The organism is Alteromonas sp. 5E99-2 (assembly GCF_017368475.1).
Taxonomy (GTDB): Bacteria; Pseudomonadota; Gammaproteobacteria; order Enterobacterales; family Alteromonadaceae; genus Alteromonas_F.
On the sequence record NZ_JAFNJE010000011.1, the window covers coordinates 52,768 to 76,314 of the forward strand.

A 23,547-nucleotide genomic window follows, 5' to 3' on the forward strand; every position below is an offset into this window, starting at 1 on the left:
AATAGTATTCATATTAAAACGTTTTTTCCATCTCTTGTGCCCGTGTTACAGCCGCTTGCATTGATTTACTGACGAGCTCTTTTAAGCCATTGTCGATAAATGTATTAACAGCTTGTGCTGTTGTTCCACCTTTAGACGTAACTTGGGCCCTTAGCTCACTTAATTCAAGTGTAGGATTGTGACAAACCATTTCAGCGGCACCTAGCATTGCCTGTTGAACCATAGCTCGCGCGGTTTCTTTGTCAAACCCCATGGCAATACTTTCTTCTTGCATAGCTTGTAAAAACAAAAAGAAATAAGCGGGGCTACTTCCTGCGGCTGCAATAACGCCGTTAATATCGGATTCATTGTTTACCCACACTGTTGTGCCTACCGCATTCATCATATGCTCTACAAATGCTTTATCGTCATTGGAAATAGAGTCATCTGCGTATAATCCAGACATGCCCTTTCCTAGCAAACTAGGCGTATTAGGCATAACCCGTACTACCGGTACTGAATTTCCCAACATTTGTTGCAATCGCGGGATGCTGATACCTGCAGCAATGGAAATAAATAAGGTATCTGCATGCCTGCCGTGTTGGTTTAACGCCTCACACATGTCTGCCATCATTTGAGGTTTTACCGCTAAAACGACCACGTCGGCAAAGTCTATTCCTTCATCATTGTTAGTACTTACATTCACGCCAAAGTCTGATTTTATTGAATCTAGAGCACCTGATGACCTATTGCAGGCCATTATTTTGGATGCCGGATAGCCAGAATTTACCAACCCAGAAATAATACTTCTACTCATATTTCCAGCACCGATAAACGTCAGTGATTTAGTTTGCATCTATACTCCGCTTTTAATTATTAGAATAGGAACGAGCACCAAAAATAGCGGTGCCCAAACGGACCATGGTTGAACCATGTTGTATTGCCAAATTCATGTCATTACTCATTCCCAGTGAAAGGGTATCAAATTCAGCGTGCAATTTACTGTAATCAGTAAATAAACCCTGCATTTTTTTAAAAGAAGCGATTTGTGTTTGAAGTTCGGCGTCGGCTTTGGGTATAGCCATAAACCCTCTTAAAGATAAGCGAGGCATTGTTTTTATTTCATTTATCAATGTATCAACCTCATTAACGCTCACACCTGACTTAGTGGGTTCGTCGTCAATATTCACCTGTATGCACACATTTAAATTCGGTAAACTTTCGGGGCGTTGATCGTTGAGTCGTTTTGCAATTTTTACACGGTCGATACTTTGTACCCAATCAAAATAGGTGGCAACATCTTTGGTTTTATTAGATTGTATTGGACCGATCATATGCCATTCAATATCAGCCATAGCACTCATTTCTTTGACTTTACTGACACCTTCTTGAATATAGTTTTCGCCAAACATTCGATGTCCATGTTTATACGCTTGAGTAATTTCCGATACCAATTTTGTTTTACTTACTGCTAATAATTGAACAGAATCAACATTACGTTGTGCATTTATCGTAGCATCCTTTATTGATTTTCGAGCGTTATCCAATCGTTCTGCTATGGTTTGCATACTAGCCTTGTTATTTTGGAGAAGACAGTCTGTGGATATTACCGAACTTTTAGCTTTCAGTGTTAAAAACAATGCATCAGATTTACATTTGTCAGCCGGATTACCTCCTGTAATTCGTGTAGACGGTGAAATGAGACGACTAAACGTTCCAGCATTAGACCATAAAGATGTACACGCACTAATTTATGAAATAATGAATGACTCACAACGTAAAGAATACGAAGAAAACTTAGAAACAGACTTTTCTTTTGAAGTAAAAGATCTTGCACGTTTTCGTGTCAATGCCTTTGTTCAAAATCGCGGTGCTGCGGCTGTCTTAAGAACCATTCCTAGTAAAGTACTCACTTTAGATGAACTAGGTGCACCTGAAATTTTTAAAGAAATTATTAACCAACCTACGGGGATCGTTTTAGTAACAGGAGCTACGGGGTCTGGTAAAAGTACTACCTTAGCGGCCATGGTCGACCATATTAATGCCCACAAAAGAGAACATATTCTGACTATCGAAGATCCCATCGAATTTGTTCACAACAATAAACTATGTGTGATCAACCAGCGTGAAGTTCACAGAGACACATTGAGCTTTAACAATGCACTTCGTTCGGCATTACGTGAAGATCCCGATGTGGTTTTAGTGGGTGAATTACGTGATTTAGAAACCATTCGATTAGCAATTTCTGCGGCGGAAACAGGGCATTTAGTGTTTGGGACCCTGCATACTAACTCTGCGCCAAAAACCATTGACCGTATTATTGATGTATTCCCCGCTGCAGAAAAAAGCATGATCCGCTCTATGTTATCGGAATCTCTTCGCGCTGTGATTTCTCAGACTTTGCTGAAAAAGCAGGGAGGAGGACGAGTGGCTGCACATGAGATAATGGTAGGGATCCCTGCTATTCGCAACCTAATTCGTGAAGACAAAGTACCGCAAATGTACTCGGTTATTCAAACTGGACAATCTCATGGTATGCAGACGATGGACCAATGTTTACAGCGGTTGGTTGGAATGGGGGTTATCTCTAGGCAAGATGCATTAGAAAAATGTATTAACAAACAAAGCTTTGGTATGTAGGAGTAATACATGAACCTAAATGAATGCCTAGAATATATGGTGAGCCAAGGAGCATCCGATTTATTCGTAACGGCAAACTACCCTGTAAGTGCAAAAGTTGATGGCACAATTACGCCATTTAATGATGCGGTATTGTCTGATGAACAAGCCTTGGCTCTAGTGCATGAAGCGATGACAGAAAGCCAAAAAGAAGAATTTAAAACCAGCCGAGAGTGCAATTTTGCCATTGCAAGAGACGGTGTTGGTCGTTTTCGTTGCAGTGCATTTTGGCAGCGTGATTTGGCGGGCATGGTTGTAAGGCGCATTGTCTCGCAAATCCCCAAAGCAGAAGATTTGGGTCTTCCACCTGTGTTGAAAGACATCATTATGGCTAAACGAGGCTTGGTGTTGTTTGTAGGGGGAACAGGGACAGGTAAATCGACGTCTCTTGCGGCACTCATTGGACACAGAAATGAGCATTCAAAAGGGCATATCCTAACTATCGAAGATCCTATTGAATTTGTTCACGAACATAATAATTGTGTTATTACACAACGAGAAGTGGGATTGGACACACAAACATTTGATGACGCTCTAAAAAGCTCTTTGCGTCAAGCACCAGACGTTATTTTAATTGGTGAAATCCGATCTATGGAAACGATGGAATATGCAATGTCTTTTGCCGATACGGGGCATTTGTGTGTTGCTACGCTTCATGCGAATAACGCAAACCAGGCCATTGAACGTATTATGCATTTGGCGCCGAAAGATTTGCACGACAAATTGAGGTTTGATTTAAGTCTAAATATTCGTGCGATTGTTGCGCAGCAGCTTGTTCCTACCGTCGATGGAAAAGGTCGCGTTGCGGCAATTGAAATCCTGCTTAATTCTCCACTGATTGGCGATATGATCCGTCGAAATGACATGGGTGAATTAAAAGAAGCCATGAAAAAAGGCAAAGAAATGGGGATGCAGACCTTTGATATGGCGCTATACGAGCTATACAAAGAAGGGCGTATCGATTTAGAGCAAGCTCTGCATCATGCTGATTCGCCTAACGACTTGCGCCTGATGATCAAACTGGATTCAAGGGAAGGCGATAGCCTTGGCACCCTGTCTAATGTTTCTATTGATATGGACTAGTCTGTAGTGAAAAAACTGTACGTCAGTAATGATTGGTTTTCAATTCAGCAGGTGGCACAGTTACTTGAAGCTCATCGTATTCCTTTTATGGTTAAAAATGAATTTTCATCCGGTGCAATGGGCGAGTTGTCGCCCTTTGACGTTCAGCCTGAAGTTTGGTTAATTGACGATGACTGGTTTGCCCGAGCTAACGCACTTGTGGAAGATTTAAAACAGGTTGCAGCGAATAGTCGAGATTGGACGTGTTATCGATGCACAGAGGATAATGATGCTGCCTTCGAAGTGTGTTGGCAGTGTGGAGAAGCCAGCCCTGACACAGAATGAATCGAGGCTGGTTTATTGATGTTAATGATTTTCGCACAGTTAGCTGGCTTCAGGCACGTAAGCTCTTATGCTCTGAGGTAACTTTTGTGTTATTGACCTGCGTACAGAGTGCCAAAACGCCGATAGTAATAATAACGCAGAGCCCATTATGACCCCCGTCAACGCAAAGCCATAACCAACGCTTCCAAAGCTATTAAATATAGTGCTAAGAGCGTATACAACGTAAATTAATGACGAAACCATAAATGCCCTGCGGTCGATAATAAGAGACGCAATGGTCATTAATAGGTACAAGACTACAACTAAGCTCATGCTTAATACACTTTCGTTTCCGCCGAGAACGTCTAGCATGGAAAAGACAGGGTGAATAATTAAGGGAGCCGATATAAGGTGTAACCAAAAGGCAACGTCAGACTTTGAGGTCGTGCGGGACGTATCTGAAGAATCCCAATACATAGCGAAGGCAAAGGTAATGACTCCACTCATAAATATCAGTATAAAGAGTATGTGTTTTAACAGTGGGAAAATGTAGATTAAGCTGGAAACCGTTAAGGCTAAAGCGGCAAAGGTGCCTGTAGCAACAGTGATAGGTACGTGAAATCTGCGCCAATGTGCGTAGGCTGCAATGGCCGCAAAACCTGAAGCAAATACTAATTTGAAAGACTCAAGCTGAATTGATTGAGGCATGAGTAATGCAAACACACCGCCAACAAATGCTATCATCAGTACAATTGCCGGCAACGCCATTCTTTTTCGCAGTACAAAAAATTCAGCTAATCCCCAAGAAATTGCAATAAAGCTCACGTAACCTAATGTTTCGTTAATAGGCTTCAAAACGAATAGTGATGAAAATAATAACAGGCAACAAGCAATGACGACAAAAATGTCGTTAAAGCTTGCTACAAGCCGAATATTTTCTTCATCAACAGCGGGTGAGTGATTGTGTGAAGCCATAGAGTCTCTAAATTCAATGACAGCATCTTGACTGAAAATACCTTGTTCGACGGCTAAATTTAAATCTTCATCGGTATACATAAATAATGTGCCTCCTGTGAACTCTCGACTGAGAATAAATAATAAACGTTTTCTAAAAGAAGAGGTCAATTTAATTGTAAATTATCGTGAATATTGGGCTGCTGATACGTTTTATTACAAACATAAACGTCAACTTTAATAAACAGTGTATTCTTTATCTTTTATCGCTGTCTTGTTTCTAACTGTAACAAGCAGAATCCGCTTTCCTAAAAAAGAGTAAATAGTATGAGTCGTCATTTTGATAAAGCCGAAGGCCTTTGCGAAGACAAAGATTCGGCGACCCAAGGGTATGTTTTTAATCAAACCATGCTGCGCATTGCAGATCCTAAACGTTCACTGGATTTTTATACTCGAATCATGGGTATGACTCTGTTAAAGCGTTTAGATTTTAGCGAAATGAAATTCAGCCTGTATTTTTTAAGCACCGGGGAAGATTTTTCAGATATAAGTAAAGATGATGCAGCTCGGGTGGAACAAACCTTTGGTCGTCCCGCTATGCTGGAGTTAACTCATAATTGGGGTGATACAGCAGAAACAATGCAGTACCACAATGGTAATAGCGAGCCCAAAGGGTTTGGTCATATTGGTTTTCACGTACCCGATATTGATAGTGCGTGCGAGCGTTTTGAATCTTTCAATGTTCCGTTTCACAAACGGGCTAATGATGGCGGTATGAAAGGCATTGCGTTTATTAAAGACCCTGATGGGTATTGGGTTGAAATTTATAATGCAGCACAAGTAAACGACATTTGCGGACCGCATTTAAAGTAGAGCAGGGCAAGAACAAGAGAGCTCAAGTTGCTCGTCTTGTTCTTGTGAACCTTGTTTAACCTAGAGGGCCATGAATGATGGTTTGGCGTAAGCCTTCTATGATGTTTTCACCTTTTTCTGTGCGAAGTTCATCGTACCAAGCTTGGGTGGCTTTCGGGTCTTTAGCATGGGTCACATCACAGCGTTTTCTTGCTTTTAATACAAGATCTTTAGCGCGAAGATGACGCTTTTCTTCATAGCTTTTCAGGGCTCGTCTCATGTCATCATGAGTTGCGTGACCTTGCTCTGCAAAACATTTACCTAACACCACAGAATCTTCCATGGCCGAGCAGCCACCTTGCCCAATATCTGGAGTTGTGCTGTGAGCGGCATCACCTAATAGTGCAATATTGCCTTTAACAAAGGTATCGAAAGGCTCTATGTCATGAATTTCTACGCGGTTGGTTGTTTGCGGGTCTATCGCATCAATCAGGGTTTGTACGGGTTCTGCCCAACCTTCAAAATAAGATTTTAAATTAGAGACCACAGTGCTTCTGTCTTCAGTCAAACCTTTGTCTAATGGTACGTCAAAAAAGAAATAAAACTGTCCGTCAGCAATGGGCATGACTGATACTCGCTTGCCGTCCCCTACATAGGTTGTCCATTGCTCGGCTGGGGCAATGGCTTCGTCGATATCCACTAAACCATTCCAATTCACGTAGCCAGCATAGCGTCGCTCAACGCTATGACCAAGAACATGTTCTCTGGCAACAGAGTGGGTGCCATCCGCGGCAATCATAAAATCGCCTGTTGCTGATGTGCCATCAACAAAATGAGCAGTAACCGAAGTTTCAGTTTGTTCTACTCGCGAGATTCGTTTATCGAATTGGACTTTATCTTTGCCCCAATGGTCGATCATTTTACTTTGTAATTTCGCTCTAGATACTGGGCAAGGGCGTTCTTTTACCGCTTCGACCAAAGGCGCAAGGCTGAACTGAGTCATTACTTGACCGTTAAAGCCGTCGCAATAGGCTAAATTATTCATTGGCCCACCTAGTTCATCCATAATATGGCCCATTCCAAGGTGGTTCATACATTTTACGCCGTTTGGCCAAATTGATAGCGCAGCGCCGACTGGCTTTATTTCTTTTACGGCTTCGAATATTTCACAGCTAATACCTTGCTTTTTTAACGCAACGGCTGCTGACAGGCCACCAATACCTGCACCAATTATAAGTGCCTTCATCTTTCCTTCTCGCTGTTCTAGTTTTTAAATTCGGTTATTAAATCGTTCTTTTCAGTTTCAATATACCACAAAAAATTAAATACCTAAGTGCTGTTATTTTTGTCGATGTACCTGTTTTGTGTAGAGGGTTAAAAATCCCATTAATTGGTGACAAATACATTGTGTTTCCGCCACATCTGCACTAATTCTGCACACTTACTCGCTATGCTTCGTGTTACTCAACGACGTTAATGTAAACAAGGCAAGTTAAGCAGGAGCTGAAAATGAATAAAGGTAACAAATTCGGTTGGAACAAAACGAATGTAGCGGTTTCTCTCGCTGCTTTTACATTGTTATCAGCCTGCGGTGGAAGTGATAGTAATAGCGATAGTGATGTGGCGACGGAAGTTAATCAAGCTCCTACTGTGGATGCGGGAACCGATCAAACGGTAGATGAAAATACCAGTGTTACTTTAACCGCCAGTGCTAGCGATTCAGACGGTTCAATAGCCAGTTATGCATGGGTACAGACCAGTGGTACCAGTGTTGCGTTAGACAATACTGAATCGGAAACTGTTTCTTTTATAGCACCTGAAGTGGATACTGATGAAACCTTAGTTTTTAGTTTGACAGTGACAGACGACGACGGCGATAGCACAAGTGATTCAGTCAGTGTCACAGTAACTAATCTAGATTCAGATGTGTCTTTGCCTACGGCAAACGCGGGTACAGACCAAGTTGTTATTGTTAACAGCACAGTGACCTTGAATGGTGAGCAAAGTACTAGTGGCAGTGAAGATGTATTAACTTATTTGTGGAGCTTCATTGACATACCTACTGGCAGCAGCGCGAGTTTATCTGACACTACCGCGATAATGCCTGATTTTGTCGCTGACGTAGTGGGTACGTACACAATAGAATTGGTGGTTGATAATGGTGTTATATCAAGTGAATCGGATAGCGTGCAAGTCACAGTGCAGGAACTGGCAACGGGTACCGCTACAACCGATGGCGTTTTGTGTGACTACGATTACAACGAATTTAACGACTCAGAATCAGTTCAATTAACCAGTTCTGCTCAGTGGAGCTGTGTTGACGGTGAGCGTTTGCTAGTTGCCAACGGTATCCCTGATCACGAAGTTGGTGAATTTCCTAACAGTGGTAATCCCAATACCATTTCAGAGCAAAGTGTTTCTGCTAATTACACACTCACACCAGAAGAAACTGGAACGGCCAGTGAATTAGGTGGCCCAAGAGGTCCAACTGGTTATGTATTGAATGGCGTAAAAATAGATGCAAGCACAGCGGGAAGCTGTGAAGATTTAGGTGAAAATTGCAGCCTAATTGATAACAGTGGAAGCTGGAATATTGAAGCCTTGGGCCATTCCAGTTTTGATTTTGGTACCGATGACAACAATGCCCATGTTCAACCTGAAGGTACGTATCATTATCATGGAATGCCTGAAGGCTTTATAACGTTGCAAGGGGGGAATAGCGAGACTATTACCTTAATTGGCTGGGCTGCTGATGGTTTCCCAATTTATGCTCGTTATGGTTACAGCGAAGCAAACAATCCTGATTCAGACATTGTCGCACTTACCGGCAGTTATCAACTTGTGGGTGAAGTTTCAGATTTACGTCCATCGGTGGATGTCTATTCACTAGGTACCTTTGCTCAAGATTGGGAATATGTAGAAGGGTCTGGTGATTTAGACGAATGTAATGGGCGATTTGGTGTTACACCTGAATTCCCAGATGGCATTTATCATTATTACGCTACAGATACTTACCCGTACTTCCAGCGGTGTGTAACCGGTGATGTAGGTGATGTTGCTGGTGGCCCTCCACAATAATAAAACAGGGTTAGGGGCGATTTACTCTTCGTCCCTAACCGATTTTGGTTTGTTTTCATGACATAGATCTGCAGGAGATAGATATGAAAATTTCTATAACAAAGATGGCAATCACGTTTTTTACAATTGGCTTAAGCGGAGTTCTGCCTCTTGCACAAGCTCACATTATGGTTGCTCAAAAAGGCACGTTGAATATTGTTGATGATGGCATATATATGGTTTTGTCTGTTCCTGTCAGCGCGTTTGAGGGTATAGATACAGATAATGATGGCAAACTGTCGAAGACTGAATTTAGAGATAAGCGCACAGACATTGCAGAAACGGTAAAAAGCAATATAAGTTTGAAAAACGGAAAACAGGAAATCAGTTTGCAAGGGTTATTGTTATCTCCTGTGTTATCTCATCATCACATTGATGAACCCGCAACGCAGCTCATTGTAACGGGGAAGTATACAGTTCACGAACCGGACGCAAATTTAAACTATTCACTTGGCCTTTTTGGTCAAACCAATTCCGAGCAATCTATTGAAATTACAGTGAAAAACAAAGCACACAAGTTTGAAGAAAAAAGCGTGTTAACACCAACAGCATCGACGCTGAATTTTAGTGTTTTTTCTGAATAATGACGCACCCTTAACTAAACCGTCACATTTCCCCCAACGTGGTTCGCTGGGGGATTTTCTATTGAATAAAATTTACCTATTCTTTTGGCGCTGATTTCATGCTTTCAAATCGCGTTAAATCGTTGGCAATTATTTTGTTTTCAGGCCTAAGGGTCTTCGCCTTTTTCATAAGCGCTATAGCTTCATCAATATTTTGATGTCGAGCATCTAATGCAAACTGCCGTATAAGAGGAACATTTTTAGGGCGACGCCTTACTTTCTCTTCTCGGTATTGACTAAATTTTTCAATGACTTGAGGGCTATGCACGCCACTAAAAATTTTCATCATATCTTCGTAATTCGATTGCAAACCAGATTTTATATTGTTTATAGATTTAACATATCTCGTTTTTACATAGTCTATAGCTTCTGGCAGTAAATCTTCCACTTGTACTTTTTGCAAAAAGGATTGGAGGCTTGTTTGATAAAGTGCATAAGCACTATCTGGAAATAAGACTGTATCAACAGGCTTATCTTTATTTGGTAAGCCTGCGCGATTATTTTTATATTTGAACTCGTTTCCAGGTCTTCCTCTGAATACTAAGGAAATGTATTCTAATTGCGAACGGTGAGCGCGATGATAAATAAAAGCATCTTTTAGGCCAGACAACTCTTTTAGTAAGGCTTGTTGCATTTTTGGTCGCCCTTGAAATAGAGTGCCATTTGCCAATCTCACTTTAGATTTGTCTTTGAGTAATGAAACGTGATTGCGTATTTCGACAATATCTGCGTTGGCAGGTAATAACGTTTTTCCTAGGGGGGAAGGGTTTCCCTTCAAGTTTTTTGGTATTGAACTAAATTCAGGTAAGTCTCCTAGGTCATTTAGCCATTCAAAAAACAGCGCGTGATCTGATGGGAAAGTTAACAGGTAATCTTGAATTTTCAGCGTTAGGTCAGAAGGACACCAAAACTCATCGATATCAAGGAAAAATACATGACTAAACTCTCCGTTTTTTCTTAACTCAGCGAGTGCAGATGCATAGACAATAAACTGCATATGCTTACGTGCGTCACTAGAACACATATCAACCCAATCTGCAGACTGCCAGCTAACTTCTGGATACACATTAGAAATAGTGTTAATTATATCAATAGAGTTATCGGATGTGCGGTTGATGTGTATTTCAATTGCATCAAAACCGAAGTACAAGTGATGATGAATCCACTCCGAAATGTAAGCTCCTTCATCTTTAGCAATAGCGATGATTTTTATTTTTGGTTTATCAAATTGGCTTTGACGTTCGTCCATTAATTTTTTTCTTCCTCAAAAAGTAGACCTTGCAATGATAAAGGTTACAACAATAACTGGTGAGAGTGAAATACCTGCAACAGTTACTAACTCTAACCCAAACCCGCTTCAGCCCAGCTTTGAAAAATAACGCAGGCAGAAACACTGTCGACTTTGCCTTTCGACAGTTTTTTGTATCCACCAAGTTCGAACAACATGGATTTTGCATCAACAGTGGATAGCCGTTCATCATAGAGCTCTACAGGTATTTTGAAGCGACCAAGTAGCCGGTTGGAGAATTTTTTAGCGCGCTGAGTAATCTCTTGTTCGCTGCCGTCCATATTTAAAGGTAAGCCGACTACCACTTTATCGGGCTGCCACTCGTCATATATGCGTTGAATCTCATCCCAGTTGGGGATGCCATCATTGGCTTTTAACGCCTGCAAAGGAAAAGCCGTATAGGTGACCATTTGGCCTATGGCAACGCCAATACTTTTAGTGCCGTAATCGAAGGCTAATACGGTTTGCGTCATAAGGTGCGGTTACAAGCTATGGTGTTATAACCAAGGCTGTTATAACCAACCGTGATATAAGCAACGATAAATTTATGCATTGCCATTACTCGGTGCCAGTTGCCATACATCAACACCTAGCTTGTTCACTGCGGCCTGCCAGCGTTTGTGTATAGGCGTTTCGAATAAAATATCTGTATCGGCTTCTACGGCTAACCAAGCATTGTCTTGAATTTCTTGTTCTAGTTGACCGGCTGTCCAGCCTGCGTAGCCTAAGGTTATAACTGATTTCAGCGGTCCATCCTCATTACCTAAAGCGCTAAGAATGTCTTTTGATGTGGTAACCATAACGTCGTCATTCAAAGACACGCTTGATGACCAGCCCGATTGTGGCGTGTGCAAAATAAACCCACGCTCTTGATTGACCGGGCCTCCGGCAAGAATGATTTGATCTGCTTTTTCATCATCGACAACGGCGTCTTTATCAGTTTGTTGCAGTAATTCTTTTAATGTCATTTCAGTGGGGCTATTAATCACTAGCCCCATAGCGCCTTCTTCACTGTGCTCACAAATGTACATAAGTGAACGCTCAAAATAGCTATCACTTAGTGTTGGCATTGCAATCAAAAAGTAATTTTGAAGGCTACTGATATCAGTCATTTAACGTCTCGTTTAATTTATCTTCAATCCCGTCAAACAACTTACTTAATACGCCGCTATTGTATTTGGCTTCTATTTCTCTTACGCAAGTTGGGCTAGTAATATTAATTTCAGTGACTTTGTCACCAATGACATCTAATCCGCAAAAGAAAATTCCTTTTTCAACTAAAGTTGGAGCAATTTGCTTGGCTATTGCAAAGTCTGATTCGGTTAATGGCTGAGGTCGGCCAGTACCGCCTGCGGCTAAATTGCCTCGAGTTTCACCTGCAGTAGGTAGACGAGCTAATGCATAGGGCATAACTTCACCGTTAACAATGTGAATTCGCTTATCGCCTTCACTAATTTCGGGCATAAATTTTTGTACCATCATTTGTACCGAGCCCTGAGCTGTTAAAGTTTCAATAACGACACCTAGGTTACTGCCACTTTCGTCTATTTTGAAAATAGACGCACCACCCATACCATCCAAAGGCTTACAAATAACCGTGCCGTGCTGCTTGTGAAAATCTTTCACTAATGCCGCTGAGCGAGTTACTAAGGTTGGTGGAATTAGGGTTGGGAAATACGAGGTAAACAATTTTTCGTTGAAATCCCGAAGAGCTTGAGGACTATTTACAATTAAAGAGCCTTCGTGTTCAGCCAGTGATAACATGTGTGTGGCGTAAATAAACTCACTATCTACGGGAGGATCTTTGCGCATGAATAACACATTAATGTCACTTAGAGGAATGGACGATTTTTCAGACGTGAAAGTATAATAATCGTGAGTCTCATCAGCAGCTCTATCGGTAACTGAAATGGTTTGAGTTATCACCATGGCCTTACCTTGATCAATATACATATCGGCCATTTCGATGTAATAAATGGTGGCGCCTCTGGCTTGTGCTTCTAACATGATAGCGAAAGAGGTGTCTTTGTATGGGGTAATGGAGTCGATAGGATCCATTATTACGCCGATTGAATAGGTCATTGGAGTCATTCTCAGTTAGCTTAGTCTTAGTACTATGGGGCATAGTAACCACAAATCAAGTTGAATATTTATCACAATTTCAACTTGAACGGAGGGTTAATATAAATCACCCACTCGGTGCTGTAACACAGCAAGTGCCGCGAGTGCGGCCGTTTCGGTTCTTAATATTCTAGGGCCGAAACGAGATTCTTGATAGCCAGATTCTTTTAACTGATGAATTTCGCTGTCTGTTAAGCCGCCTTCTGGACCAATGACTAACCGGTACCCATGGGTACTCGGTTGCGCTACATCGTGAAAATGTGAGTCTGCTGTTGGCGCCAAAATAATACGGCTTTGATTTGTGGATTCTGCATAGAATTTAGCTAGTGGAATGGCTTTATGTAAAGTCGGTAAGGTGTTTCTGCCTGATTGCTCACATGCTCCGATAATGACTTTTTGCCATTGGCCATGTTTCTTCAGCCAACGGTCTTCATCAAGTTTAACATTACAGCGTTCGGTGATAATTGGGGTGATGTCTGTTACACCTAGTTCAGTGGCTTTTTGTAATATCCACTCCATGCGGTCACCTTTTGACACACCTTGTGCTAGATGAATGGAAATAGGCGATTGAGGGTCTATGTGTAATTCAGTCATTACTTCAACAGACGCTTTACGCCTTTGTACATCAACTAATTCGCAGGCAAATTCTTTACCAGTACCGTCAAATAGAACAACGGATACGCCGGCTTTCAAACGTAAAACGTTTACGCAATGATGAGCTGCATCTGCACTGAGCTCTATTTGTGTATCTACTTGCAATGGTTCGGGGTGAAAAAATCGGGTTATTCTCATAGTAATTGAATTTTGAATATTAAGGCTGTAAGCAAGGGAATAGTTTACTTTGGTTTTATATGTTTTTGGGTAAAATGTAACAAAAAGTAAAATTAAAAAGAGCATTTAGCGTGTAATCAGACTAAAATCTCCGCGAAAGTCTAAAAAAAGACTAATAATACCCTAAATAAAAACACAATCTTAGAGGAGGTTCATCGTGGATTTATCACCTGAACGCATACAAGAGCTAATTGATACATACGCAATACCTTGGGCAATTAATATTGGTTTTGCACTTTTAATATTCATTGTCGGACGTATTGTTGTCGGCGTGATTGTTTCTACTTTTATAAAGTTAATGGGTAAGTCGAAATACGACCCTATGCTAGTTAACTTTTTAGGCTCTATTTTAAGAGCGGTATTAATGCTGGTTGTGATCATTGCATCACTTAACCAATTGAGTGTAGATACCACATCTCTTGTCGCTATTATCGGTGCTGCAGGCTTGGCGATAGGTTTATCGTTACAAGACTCACTGAAGAACTTTGCTGCAGGTGTCATGTTGTTGGTGTTTAAACCTATTCGTTCTGGTGACTTTGTGGACGCAGGTGGTACATCGGGTACGGTTCAAAATATCGGTATTTTTACTACAACATTGAATACGCCAGATAACAAAGAAGTTATCGTTCCTAATGGCCGCATATACGGTGACAACATTACTAACTACTCGGCTAAAGAAACTCGCCGTGTAGATATGGTATTTGGTATTGGTTACGACGACGACATACTTAAAGCTAAGAACATCTTACTTGAGTTGACTGAACAAGATGATCGCATTTTAAAAGATCCAGCACCAGTAGTTGTAGTTGCTGAGCTAGGCGATAGCAGCGTGAATTTTGCAGTTAGACCTTGGGCAAAAACAGCGGATTTCTGGGGTGTTAAATTCGATTTCACTGAAAAAGTTAAATTGAGATTTGACGAAGAAGGCATTTCAATTCCTTTCCCTCAAATGGATGTGCACGTTCATAAAAATGAATCAGAATAATAGGCTGATTTAATTATTTATGAAAAAAGGGCTCAATAGAGCCCTTTTTTATTGTTCAATGTAAATCAACAAGTGGTCACTATAGCGAAACTACTAACCGCATTGAGGACGAGATGTGGTGTTGTTAAAGTCAACCAAAGCCGATGGCATATTGTTTTGTAAATTATTGATTCGTGTTGCCTCAGAAGGGTGTGTAGATAGCAGTTCAACAGGTTTATCACCACTGACTGCTGCCATGTTTTCCCACAAAGTAACAGATTCTCTAGGGTCAAAGCCCGCTTGAGCCATCAAAATTAAACCAATGGTGTCAGATTCCGATTCGTGGGCTCGGCTAAAGGGAAGTTGTACTCCTACTTGGACACCCAAGCCAATAGCGGACATTATCATATTATTTTGAGGGACCTCATTGGCCGCTAATACCGCATTTAACGCTTGATTTCCCATGTCAATAAGCTGTGATTGCGACATTCTTTCGTTACTGTGCTGAGCAATAACATGACCGATTTCATGACCAATAACTGCGGCAAGTTGATCATCTGTCTCAGCTACTTTTAACAATCCGGTGTAAACCCCTATTTTGCCACCAGGTAAAGCAAAAGCGTTAATTTGCTCATCAGCAAATACAACCACTTCCCATTGTCCGTCAAACGCACTTTTAGGCACGTGAGGAATAAGTGCATTGGCAACGCATTGAACGTAGGCATTCTCTACAGCTTGAGTAGATATGGTTAAATCAGTTTTCATTGCGCTAAATGCTTGGGTGCCCATGGTGTCGAGTTGATCAGTGCTAAATAACAAAAACTGACTCCGACCTGTGGGGGAAGTTGCACACCCTGCAATGAAAATTAAACAACACACGGCGAGCATGGCTTTATTGATGTAGTGCGGATCCTTTATATTCATAACGCTGTCTCTTTTGTTCTGGTGAAATCAAAATGGAACGGTAAAAGTTATTTTTATATTAACAATAATTTTGGGTCTTTTCTTCAGTGTGAGCATGTCAGTAAGGTACACTGTGTTTTTCTATTTTTAAGATGTTGTCGTTAGTTAAGCGTTTTATTTGGTGCATTTGCGTTATTTTTATGACTTTAGTGCTTCATATCGTTAAGCTATAGACGTAATTATTTTTGAACGTGAGAGTTATGTCTGAATTAAGTGTAATCAGTGGCGTAGGTTTGTGGACACCGCCTGAAAGTATAAGCAATGAAGAGTTAGTGGCGAGTTATAATGCATGGGCAGAACGTTACAACCTAGACCACGAGTCTGAAATTGAGGCGGGAACGTTAGACGCAAAACCAATGAGCAGTGCTGCTTTTATTGAAAAGGCTTCGGGAATAAAAAGCCGATACATTTATAAAAAAGAGGGTGTACTGGATATTGACCGTATGTGCCCTGTTATACCCGAGCGCAAAGACGATGAACTCTCTCATCAAGCAGAAATTGCAGTAAATGCTGCAAGAAAAGCAATGGCAGCGGCGAACAAACAAGCATCAGACATTGATGCAGTCATTGTATCTTGCGCCTACACTCAACGGGCTTATCCTTCGATGGCAATCGAAGTACAAGGCGCTTTAGGTATTGAAGGGTTTGGTTTTGACATGTTAGTTGCGTGTTCGGCCGCTACTTTTGGTATTCACCGTGCCCACGAAATGGTGGTAGCGGGAAGTGCCAAATGTGTTTTGGTTATCAATCCTGAGCTTGTGTCTCCTCAAGCAAATTATAAAGACCGAGATAGTCACTTCATTTTTGGTGATGTTGCCACTGCCATTGTTATTGAGCGCAGTGATACAGCCAATTCAGATCATGTGTATTCAATATTGGGCACAAAAGCCAAAACCCAATTTTCAAACAATATTCGCTCTAACTTTGGTTATATAAATCGAGCACACGATAATGACCCTTACGGAGCGGATAAGTTGTTCCAACAGCAGGGACGAAAAGTATTTAAAGAAGTCTGCCCTATGGCTGCTGAACATATACAAAGTCATTTGAGCGACTATGAATTGACGCCTGAAAATGTAAAGAGATGGTTTCTACATCAGGCGAACATCAATATGAATCAGCTTATATCTAGAAAGCTGTTAGGTCGAGATCCTTCAGCAGAAGAGGCGCCAATTGTGTTAGATAAGTATGCCAATACTGCCTCTGCAGGGTCGATTATCGCGTTAGCCTTAAATCATGAAGATTTGGTGAAGGATGATCTTGCCGTTATTTGTTCTTTTGGCGCGGGATACTCTATTGGTAGTTTAGTTATTAAAAAGCGCGGATGATAACGAACTGGGTGGTTAACAACTATGCTTACTGATATCGGATACAGCATTAATGCCATAGGTTATCTGTTACTCTTACTGCTATTGTTTACTTCTAGGCAGTCAGGCGTAGCAAAGCAGCTTTTGGTTGTCGCAGTGTTGTCTACTGTGCTGTGGTCAATTAGTTTTATTAGTTTTGTTCAAAGCCCTATTACAGGACAATCGCTTTTTATAGCGGACACCTTAAAGCAAGCAGCATGGTTGTTGTTTTTATCTTCGTGTATTCGAGCGCAATTTAATTCGGTTTTGGGGGTGTTGAAGCGCCCTGAAACCTTGATTATTCTCAGCGTACCCACAGCTGTTTTTATTGTTCCTTTCATCGTTAAGTTAGATGCGACTTGGTTTTCTTTGTTACAGACCCTTCTTGCTCTTGAAGTCCTTATTATTTTGGAATTGGTTTATCGTCAATCCGGTGAACAGCAATGGGAATTTAAACCCTTAGTTTTATTTTTGGGAGCAACTCAACTTTATGAATTTGTGTTGTATGCCAATACCATAATGATCGGTAATTTTGACGGTAGATTTATATCGGTTAGAGGGTATGTTTATTTTATACTCGTGCCTTTTTTGGTCTTGGCTATTCGGCGTATCAAGCACTGGGGTATCAATATTTTTGTTTCCCGAGATGTAGTTCTTCATAGTTCATTGCTACTGGTGACCGGAGGGTATCTGCTGATAATGTCTTTAGCTGGTTACGCAGTGAATTACTTTGGTGGTAGGTGGACGACGACCATTGAAATCATTATGTTTATTAGCTCTGCAGTGGTACTTGCTTCGGTGTTTTTATCGAACCAAATCCGCAGCAAAATAAAGATATTTATCACTAAACACTTTTTTGCTAACCAGTATGACTACCGGGTAGAGTGGGTTAAATTAACTAAAACGCTTTCTGATCCAATTAAAGATATTCACGATGTTCATCATCGTGCATTGCATGCATTTATGTCTTCAATTGACTATGACCAAGGCATTCTGCTTAAAATGAATGGAGAACATTTTGATACAATGGCAAAAAGTAATGTCAATGAACTTTCTAAAGCTCAAATAAAGTTACTTCATGTTCTTGTTTCATACTGTGAAAAAACCCAATGGGTACTGGATTTAAACCAATTCAAGTTTCGACCTTATGATTATCCAGGTTTGTCGATTAGCAAAGATGAGGTCTACACATTTCGTTTTCAGATAGTGATCCCGATTATTCATGACCATAAAATACAAAGTGTGGTTTTGCTCAATTCAGTAGAAACGGAAACGATATCGTTAGATTGGGAAGTGAAAGATTATCTATCAGCCGTTACAGAGCAAGTGAATACTTACTTGTCTCATCACGAAGCGGCTAAAATATTGGCTGAGAATGCGCAGTTTGCTGCGTTTAATCGCATGTCTGCTTTTGTGTTACACGACTTGAAAAATGTTTTGGCGCAAATTGATCTTATTTTAGCCAATGCTGAACAACATAAGCATAACCCTGAGTTTATAGATGATACATTTGAAACCTTAGAGCATACCAAGTCCCGAATGGATAACATGTTGAGGCAGTTAACTGATAAAAATATTGAACAAAATAAGCATCGAACACCTATACTCATGTCTGAGTTAGTATCAAAAGTTATTAATGAACGCTGTCAAAGTTTGCTCCCCATTCCCTCGTTAACATTAAATGCCGAAACAGAGCTTTTAATTGAACACGAAAAGGTAATGAATGTATTTTACCATTTAATTAGTAACGCACAGCAAGCAACAAAAGATGATGGTTTTGTTAGTGTAAGTATTGACTGTGATAAAAATAGAAATTCCCTTTTAGTTAAAGTGAGTGATTCTGGAGAAGGGATGTCAGAGAGCTTTATTCAACATCGCTTATTTACTCCTTTTGATACAACCAAGGGGAATGCTGGAATGGGTATTGGAGTGTATGATGCTCGAAGCTATTTAGACAGTATTGACGGTAAACTAGACGTAGAAAGTGAAGTCGGTAAAGGTACGACATTCACTCTCATGTTCCCGATTTCTTAAAAGGAAACACTATGAAGGAAGCAATATTAGTTGTTGATGATGACTTAGGTATTCAAAAGCAACTAAAATGGAGTTTTACAGATTATGATGTTGCATATGCGGAAGATCGCACAAGTGCTATAGCACAATTACGACGTCATGAACCCAAAGTAGTGACGCTTGATTTAGGGCTACCGCCTGACCCTGCTAATGCCTCTGAAGGCTTAAGGACATTGGAAGAAATTTTGGCGCTTTCTCCTACAACTAAAGTGATAGTGGTGACAGGAAATAGCGATAAAGAAAATGCACTTAAAGCAATAGAGTTAGGCGCATACGATTTTTATCAGAAGCCAATCGATTCAGACACCATCAAGCTATTAGTTGCAAGAGCTCTTAATCTATCTAATTTGGAACGAGAGAATCGTATTCTTTCCCAATCAAGTAAAGGTATGGGAAGAATTATCGGGAATAGCGAGGCTATTCAAACCGTAATGCGCAAAGCTGAAAAAATTGCGAATACGGATATTAGCACATTGTTGCAAGGCGAAAGCGGCACGGGTAAGGAAGTGTTCGCTCGCTCAATTCACGAAAATAGTCCTAGAAAAGACGAAGCGTTTGTTGCGATAAATTGTGCGTCTATCCCTGAAAACCTATTAGAAAGTGAACTTTTTGGTTATGAAAAAGGGGCATTTACCGGAGCAAATAAAACCACGCCAGGTAAAATCGAATCGGCTCAAAACGGTACTTTGTTTTTAGATGAAATTGGTGATATGCCTATTGGTCTTCAAGCGAAAATGCTGCGTTTTTTGCAAGAACGGGTGATTGAGAGAGTGGGAGGGCGCAGTGAAATTCCCGTCAATATTCGAGTGGTGTGTGCTACTCACAGAGATTTACAGGGAATGGTTGCAGAGCAAACATTTCGAGAGGACTTGTATTATAGAGTCAGCGAAATCCCTATTTATATTCCGCCATTGAGAGACAGAGAGCAAGACATTGTTCTACTCGCAAGAACGTTTTTAGCGCAATACAAAGAAGAATTTAACTCAAAAATAAAAAGTTTCAGTGAAGGAGCTATTAACGCCATGCTTGCTCACAAGTGGCCAGGTAACATTAGAGAGCTGCAAAATAAATTGAAGTCAGCAGTCATTATGGCTGAAGGTACAGTTGTTCAAGCTGATGACTTGGGGTTAATGGAACGCAGCGACAGTATCGAAGTCTTTAACTTAAGAGAAGTACGAGAAAAGGCAGAAAGCAAAGCTATTCGAAGAGCCTACCAGCTGTCAGACTGTAATATGTCGAAAACAGCCGAAATGCTTGGAGTGACTCGCCCTACGTTGTATTCGTTAATTGATAAATATGAAATGGGCGAACTTAAAACAGGTAATTAATTACCTGTGCTAAGTTCGCAATGTGGTTTATTATTTTGTTTTACTTTCCAGTAATATTGGGTCCTTCTCGTTACCTAAGTGCTGCTTAGATAAAATTCGAATGATACGAGATTTGGAAATACCGGTTCTCTTTGCCACTTCAGATAAATTGTCTATGGTTTCACTACTTAATGTAAAGGTTGCGCGCCTCATTTTAGTTTCCACATTCACCATATGTGGAACAACCATTAACCGCTCTTTTTGGCTTAGGCCGGATCTTACACCGTTGGCATAAGAAACAGCATCGTCGATAAACTGATCAGCGGTTACGAGTCGAGGTCTATCCAACTGCGTGGATTTTTTCAGGCTCGAAAAGCTCATTAGTTTGTCCCCGTGCAATTAATTCTTCAATGATACTGCGGATTTCAACAGCGGCTTTACCATCGGGCTCACTTTCCATTACCGACATACCCGATTCTTCTGAATCATCGTACATATTTCGACTGTAGGTTACTGAATTTAAAACAGGAACTTCGAAAGAGCGACAAACTTCTTTTGCATCTAATATTCTACTCGCTAAGGAGGGTAATGATGGGCATTGGGTAATCACGAAAGCCGCATTCATATTAGGATTGACCATTTTACAGGTGGATAAAACATCTTCCATATGAGGAACAGTTTTTAAGTCTCTACGCTTGGGTCGTAGAGGTATTAGAATATGATCGGCTACTGCCATTGATGATCTCAACGCTAAGTTATCTTGACCTCCACAGTCAATGATGACGTAATCGTAGTGGTTTCTTAAACTCATTAATTCATTGCGTATTTTTCCGTATAACTGAACACAGTTGATATCAGGAAGGTCGTCGTTGCTGGTTCTCTCTTGGATCCAGTCAGAGGTTGTACGCTGAGGGTCGCAGTCAACCATCAATACAGACGCATCTTTCTCTGTTCTCAAATATACCGCAATATTTTGCGCTAGGCAGCTTTTACCACTTCCGCCTTTTTCACCGCCAATCAACACTATCATAATTTGTTCCTCAACATGGTCTTAGTACAAAGTTAGGACAAGCTTCAATAAGAAGACGGATGAAAAATTATCTATAGGGATGGATATTTATACTTTTTTATAAAAAGTTCAGAATACTCTGTAGCGCTATTAGGTGGAGCTGCTACAGAGTATGAAAAGTCATCGGTTACTGGGCGTTGAAGTAAGCTTCTAGGTCATCGCTTCCGCCAATGTGCTGTCCATCTATAAATACTTGAGGAACAGTACTTCTTCCTGTTACGGCGCGTAAAGAAAGGCTGCTTGCATCTTTGCCCATAGCGATTTCTTCATAAGGCATTTTATGCTGGCTCAGCAAAGCTTTTGCTTTTGTACAGAAAGGACAATTGGGTTTTGTGAAAATACTCACCGCAGCACTACACACTGCGTCTGGAGCAACATGTTTTAGCATAGTATCAGCATCAGACACTTCAAACGGGTCGCCTGGAAGGTCTGGCTCAATAAACATTTTATCGATAACCTTGTCTTTAACTAACATAGAATAACGCCAGCTACGCTTACCAAAACCTAAATCATTTTTGTCTACAAGAAGACCCATTCCATCGGTAAATTCACCATTACCGTCAGGCAATACTTCAATATTGCTAGCTTCTTGATCTTGCGCCCATGCATTCATTACAAACGTATCGTTAACAGAGATACATACAATGCCGTCGATACCGTTTGATTTGAAAACGTCGGCAAGTTCATTGTAACGAGGTAAGTGGGTAGACGAACAGGTAGGTGTGAATGCACCAGGTAAAGAAAACACAACGATATTTTTTCCTGCGAAGATATCGTCAGTGGTTTTACTTATCCAATCTTCGCCATCGCGGATCGCAAAGGTAACATTTGGAACTGTCTGTCCTTCTCGATTAGGAAATTTTGCATTAGTTTCGCTCATAGTGATTAACTCCGTCAGTGATTTTGGTAAAGTGTAGCGTATGTCATCCTATTTAGGGCAAGTGAATTGTACAAATTAATTGTTATCACTTTTATTTTTTTCTCTTTCCAATTATGTGCTAGTCCCCTTGATAGCGCATTTGGTCGTTTTCAGCAGTTGTATGAACAAAGGTTTAAAGCAGTAGAATCATGTGGTACCCAATCTGAATTTGTTGTTTGTTCAGATAAACTCCGAAATACGGGGGTGGCGCCTTATATATTGCACCACGGCGATAAAACCGCAAAAACCGTTGTACTGTTTCATGGTTTGAGTGACTCGCCTTACTATATGCGCCCTATTGCAGATTATTTATTTGATTTAGGGATGAACGTCGTTGTGCCATTGTTGCCTGCTCATGGCGTGAAAGATGAAGCTGACGCAAAAGCAGCAATGTTAGACTATGACTTGTCCGAGCATTGGCAAAAACACGTATCTGATGTCATGGCAATAGCACCTGAATTTGGTGACACAGTGATTATTGGTGGATTTTCTACCGGCGGTGCCTTGTCTGTCGATTACTCATTGCGAAACCCCGACAATATTAGTGGAATTTTGCTGTTTTCTGGGGCGTTAGCACTATCTGGAAATGCGGAGAACCTCTCTAAGATATGGGGAATACCTCGCTTGGCTCGCTGGTTAGACAGAAAGTATGTTTCGACTCATCAAAACCCTTATAAATACTCAGGCGTGCCAAATTCTTCAGGCATCGAGCTGATGGAAATTATTAAGTCTATAAGAGATAAGTTAGATGAAGGTGAGCGTATTCGTCAACCTGTATTTGTTGCGCATTCTGAAGCTGATTTAACTGTGCCTATTGACGGCGTAAAGAACTTATTGAATTACAGTGATGGACAAAACACGGTGTTTTATATTCATGACAGTAACCAATTATGCCATGCAGATTTGGTGTTAGATAAAGCACATGCTTCAAACATCAAAATAGATAAAGACAGTGTAGACCCAAGAAATGCTTGTGCAATTCCTAAGGCAAACCCACTATTTTCAAAAATGACTAACTTACTGGATATTTATTTTCTTGGTTTGTAAAACGTAAAAAGCTGGGCATTTGAGCCCAG

Annotated in this window: 24 protein-coding genes; 11 read left to right on the plus strand and 13 right to left on the minus strand. The window is 40.8% G+C overall.

Annotation, left to right across the window (positions count from 1 at the left end; all coding sequences use genetic code 11):
- Nucleotides 1–13 precede the first annotated feature (13 nt).
- Together proC and J3L16_RS11935 are read right to left on the minus strand one after the other, a co-directional pair.
- A complete protein-coding gene (gene proC / locus J3L16_RS11930) occupies nt 14–835 on the minus strand; it encodes a pyrroline-5-carboxylate reductase (protein WP_207613210.1) in 822 nt (273 codons plus the stop codon).
- Nucleotides 836–848: 13 nt separating this feature from the next.
- Complete coding sequence (locus J3L16_RS11935; RefSeq protein ID WP_207613211.1) at nt 849–1,547, minus strand: YggS family pyridoxal phosphate-dependent enzyme; 699 nt, start codon at nt 1,545–1,547, stop codon at nt 849–851.
- Between the two features lie 31 nt (nt 1,548–1,578).
- On the opposite strand from J3L16_RS11935, the gene J3L16_RS11940 reads away from it, so the two are divergent.
- The 3 genes from J3L16_RS11940 to J3L16_RS11950 are packed head-to-tail and all read left to right on the plus strand — an operon-like array spanning nt 1,579 to nt 4,065.
- Nucleotides 1,579–2,619, plus strand: a complete 1,041-nt coding sequence (locus tag J3L16_RS11940; protein WP_207613212.1) for a type IV pilus twitching motility protein PilT — start codon at nt 1,579–1,581, stop codon at nt 2,617–2,619.
- Between the two features lie 9 nt (nt 2,620–2,628).
- The gene (locus J3L16_RS11945; protein WP_207613213.1) at nt 2,629–3,741 is read left to right on the plus strand and encodes a PilT/PilU family type 4a pilus ATPase; all 1,113 of its coding nucleotides are present in this window, start codon (nt 2,629–2,631) and stop codon (nt 3,739–3,741) included.
- Nucleotides 3,742–3,747: 6 nt separating this feature from the next.
- Nucleotides 3,748–4,065 carry a DUF2007 domain-containing protein gene (locus J3L16_RS11950; RefSeq protein ID WP_207613214.1) on the plus strand — a complete coding sequence of 106 codons (318 nt, stop codon included), beginning with the start codon at nt 3,748–3,750 and terminating at the stop codon, nt 4,063–4,065.
- 39 nt (nt 4,066–4,104) lie between these two features.
- Here J3L16_RS11950 and J3L16_RS11955 read toward each other — a convergent pair whose 3' ends face one another.
- The gene (locus tag J3L16_RS11955) at nt 4,105–5,100 is read right to left on the minus strand and encodes a hypothetical protein (protein WP_207613215.1); all 996 of its coding nucleotides are present in this window, start codon (nt 5,098–5,100) and stop codon (nt 4,105–4,107) included.
- A gap of 225 nt (nt 5,101–5,325) precedes the next feature.
- Between J3L16_RS11955 and gloA the strand changes: the two genes are divergently transcribed.
- Nucleotides 5,326–5,871 carry a lactoylglutathione lyase gene (gene gloA, locus J3L16_RS11960; RefSeq protein ID WP_207613216.1) on the plus strand — a complete coding sequence of 182 codons (546 nt, stop codon included), beginning with the start codon at nt 5,326–5,328 and terminating at the stop codon, nt 5,869–5,871.
- Between the two features lie 55 nt (nt 5,872–5,926).
- Here gloA and hpxO read toward each other — a convergent pair whose 3' ends face one another.
- On the minus strand, nt 5,927–7,096 hold the full coding sequence (gene hpxO, locus J3L16_RS11965) for an FAD-dependent urate hydroxylase HpxO (protein WP_207613217.1): 1,170 nt from the start codon (nt 7,094–7,096) through the stop codon (nt 5,927–5,929).
- Between the two features lie 263 nt (nt 7,097–7,359).
- Between hpxO and J3L16_RS16440 the strand changes: the two genes are divergently transcribed.
- Together J3L16_RS16440 and J3L16_RS11975 are read left to right on the plus strand one after the other, a co-directional pair.
- Nucleotides 7,360–8,928 carry a YHYH protein gene (locus J3L16_RS16440; protein WP_278252854.1) on the plus strand — a complete coding sequence of 523 codons (1,569 nt, stop codon included), beginning with the start codon at nt 7,360–7,362 and terminating at the stop codon, nt 8,926–8,928.
- Nucleotides 8,929–9,011: 83 nt separating this feature from the next.
- The gene (locus J3L16_RS11975; RefSeq protein WP_207613218.1) at nt 9,012–9,551 is read left to right on the plus strand and encodes a hypothetical protein; all 540 of its coding nucleotides are present in this window, start codon (nt 9,012–9,014) and stop codon (nt 9,549–9,551) included.
- A 76-nt stretch (nt 9,552–9,627) separates the two neighbouring features.
- Here J3L16_RS11975 and J3L16_RS11980 read toward each other — a convergent pair whose 3' ends face one another.
- From J3L16_RS11980 to J3L16_RS12000, 5 genes are all read right to left on the minus strand, one after another.
- Nucleotides 9,628–10,839, minus strand: coding sequence for a glycosyltransferase family 2 protein (locus J3L16_RS11980; RefSeq protein WP_207613219.1), 1,212 nt, complete (start codon nt 10,837–10,839; stop codon nt 9,628–9,630).
- 92 nt (nt 10,840–10,931) lie between these two features.
- Entirely contained in the window at nt 10,932–11,351 is a 420-nt protein-coding gene (gene ruvX / locus J3L16_RS11985; protein ID WP_207613220.1) for a Holliday junction resolvase RuvX, read from the minus strand.
- Between the two features lie 72 nt (nt 11,352–11,423).
- On the minus strand, nt 11,424–11,990 hold the full coding sequence (locus J3L16_RS11990) for a YqgE/AlgH family protein (protein WP_207613221.1): 567 nt from the start codon (nt 11,988–11,990) through the stop codon (nt 11,424–11,426).
- Nucleotides 11,983–12,960 carry a glutathione synthase gene (gene gshB, locus J3L16_RS11995; protein WP_207613222.1) on the minus strand — a complete coding sequence of 326 codons (978 nt, stop codon included), beginning with the start codon at nt 12,958–12,960 and terminating at the stop codon, nt 11,983–11,985. The genes J3L16_RS11990 and gshB overlap by 8 nt, the downstream gene beginning before the upstream one ends.
- A 96-nt stretch (nt 12,961–13,056) precedes the next feature.
- Nucleotides 13,057–13,791 carry a 16S rRNA (uracil(1498)-N(3))-methyltransferase gene (locus J3L16_RS12000; protein ID WP_207613223.1) on the minus strand — a complete coding sequence of 245 codons (735 nt, stop codon included), beginning with the start codon at nt 13,789–13,791 and terminating at the stop codon, nt 13,057–13,059.
- Between the two features lie 193 nt (nt 13,792–13,984).
- On the opposite strand from J3L16_RS12000, the gene J3L16_RS12005 reads away from it, so the two are divergent.
- Nucleotides 13,985–14,815 carry a mechanosensitive ion channel domain-containing protein gene (locus J3L16_RS12005; protein ID WP_207613297.1) on the plus strand — a complete coding sequence of 277 codons (831 nt, stop codon included), beginning with the start codon at nt 13,985–13,987 and terminating at the stop codon, nt 14,813–14,815.
- 93 nt (nt 14,816–14,908) lie between these two features.
- Here the strand turns inward: J3L16_RS12005 and J3L16_RS12010 are convergent, their stop codons facing one another.
- Nucleotides 14,909–15,682 carry a M48 family metallopeptidase gene (locus tag J3L16_RS12010; RefSeq protein ID WP_207613298.1) on the minus strand — a complete coding sequence of 258 codons (774 nt, stop codon included), beginning with the start codon at nt 15,680–15,682 and terminating at the stop codon, nt 14,909–14,911.
- A gap of 275 nt (nt 15,683–15,957) precedes the next feature.
- On the opposite strand from J3L16_RS12010, the gene J3L16_RS12015 reads away from it, so the two are divergent.
- Genes J3L16_RS12015 through prsR form a run of 3 tightly spaced genes read left to right on the plus strand, consistent with a single transcriptional unit; the run spans nt 15,958 to nt 20,504 of the window.
- The gene (locus J3L16_RS12015) at nt 15,958–17,085 is read left to right on the plus strand and encodes a beta-ketoacyl-ACP synthase III (protein ID WP_207613224.1); all 1,128 of its coding nucleotides are present in this window, start codon (nt 15,958–15,960) and stop codon (nt 17,083–17,085) included.
- Between the two features lie 24 nt (nt 17,086–17,109).
- A complete protein-coding gene (gene prsK / locus J3L16_RS12020) occupies nt 17,110–19,137 on the plus strand; it encodes an XrtA/PEP-CTERM system histidine kinase PrsK (protein ID WP_207613225.1) in 2,028 nt (675 codons plus the stop codon).
- Between the two features lie 11 nt (nt 19,138–19,148).
- Nucleotides 19,149–20,504, plus strand: coding sequence for a PEP-CTERM-box response regulator transcription factor (prsR, locus tag J3L16_RS12025; protein WP_207613226.1), 1,356 nt, complete (start codon nt 19,149–19,151; stop codon nt 20,502–20,504).
- Nucleotides 20,505–20,534: 30 nt separating this feature from the next.
- Here the strand turns inward: prsR and J3L16_RS12030 are convergent, their stop codons facing one another.
- The 3 genes from J3L16_RS12030 to J3L16_RS12040 all read right to left on the minus strand — a co-directional run bounded on the left by J3L16_RS12030 (nt 20,535) and on the right by J3L16_RS12040 (nt 22,432).
- Complete coding sequence (locus tag J3L16_RS12030; RefSeq protein WP_207613227.1) at nt 20,535–20,831, minus strand: replication protein RepA; 297 nt, start codon at nt 20,829–20,831, stop codon at nt 20,535–20,537.
- Nucleotides 20,824–21,513, minus strand: coding sequence for an AAA family ATPase (locus J3L16_RS12035; protein ID WP_207613228.1), 690 nt, complete (start codon nt 21,511–21,513; stop codon nt 20,824–20,826). The genes J3L16_RS12030 and J3L16_RS12035 overlap by 8 nt, the downstream gene beginning before the upstream one ends.
- Before the next feature lie 166 nt (nt 21,514–21,679).
- Nucleotides 21,680–22,432, minus strand: a complete 753-nt coding sequence (locus J3L16_RS12040; protein ID WP_207613229.1) for a glutathione peroxidase — start codon at nt 22,430–22,432, stop codon at nt 21,680–21,682.
- Between the two features lie 66 nt (nt 22,433–22,498).
- On the opposite strand from J3L16_RS12040, the gene J3L16_RS12045 reads away from it, so the two are divergent.
- Nucleotides 22,499–23,518: an alpha/beta fold hydrolase gene (locus tag J3L16_RS12045; protein WP_207613230.1), complete on the plus strand. Its 1,020-nt coding sequence runs from the start codon at nt 22,499–22,501 to the stop codon at nt 23,516–23,518.
- The last annotated feature ends 29 nt before the right edge of the window (nt 23,519–23,547 follow it).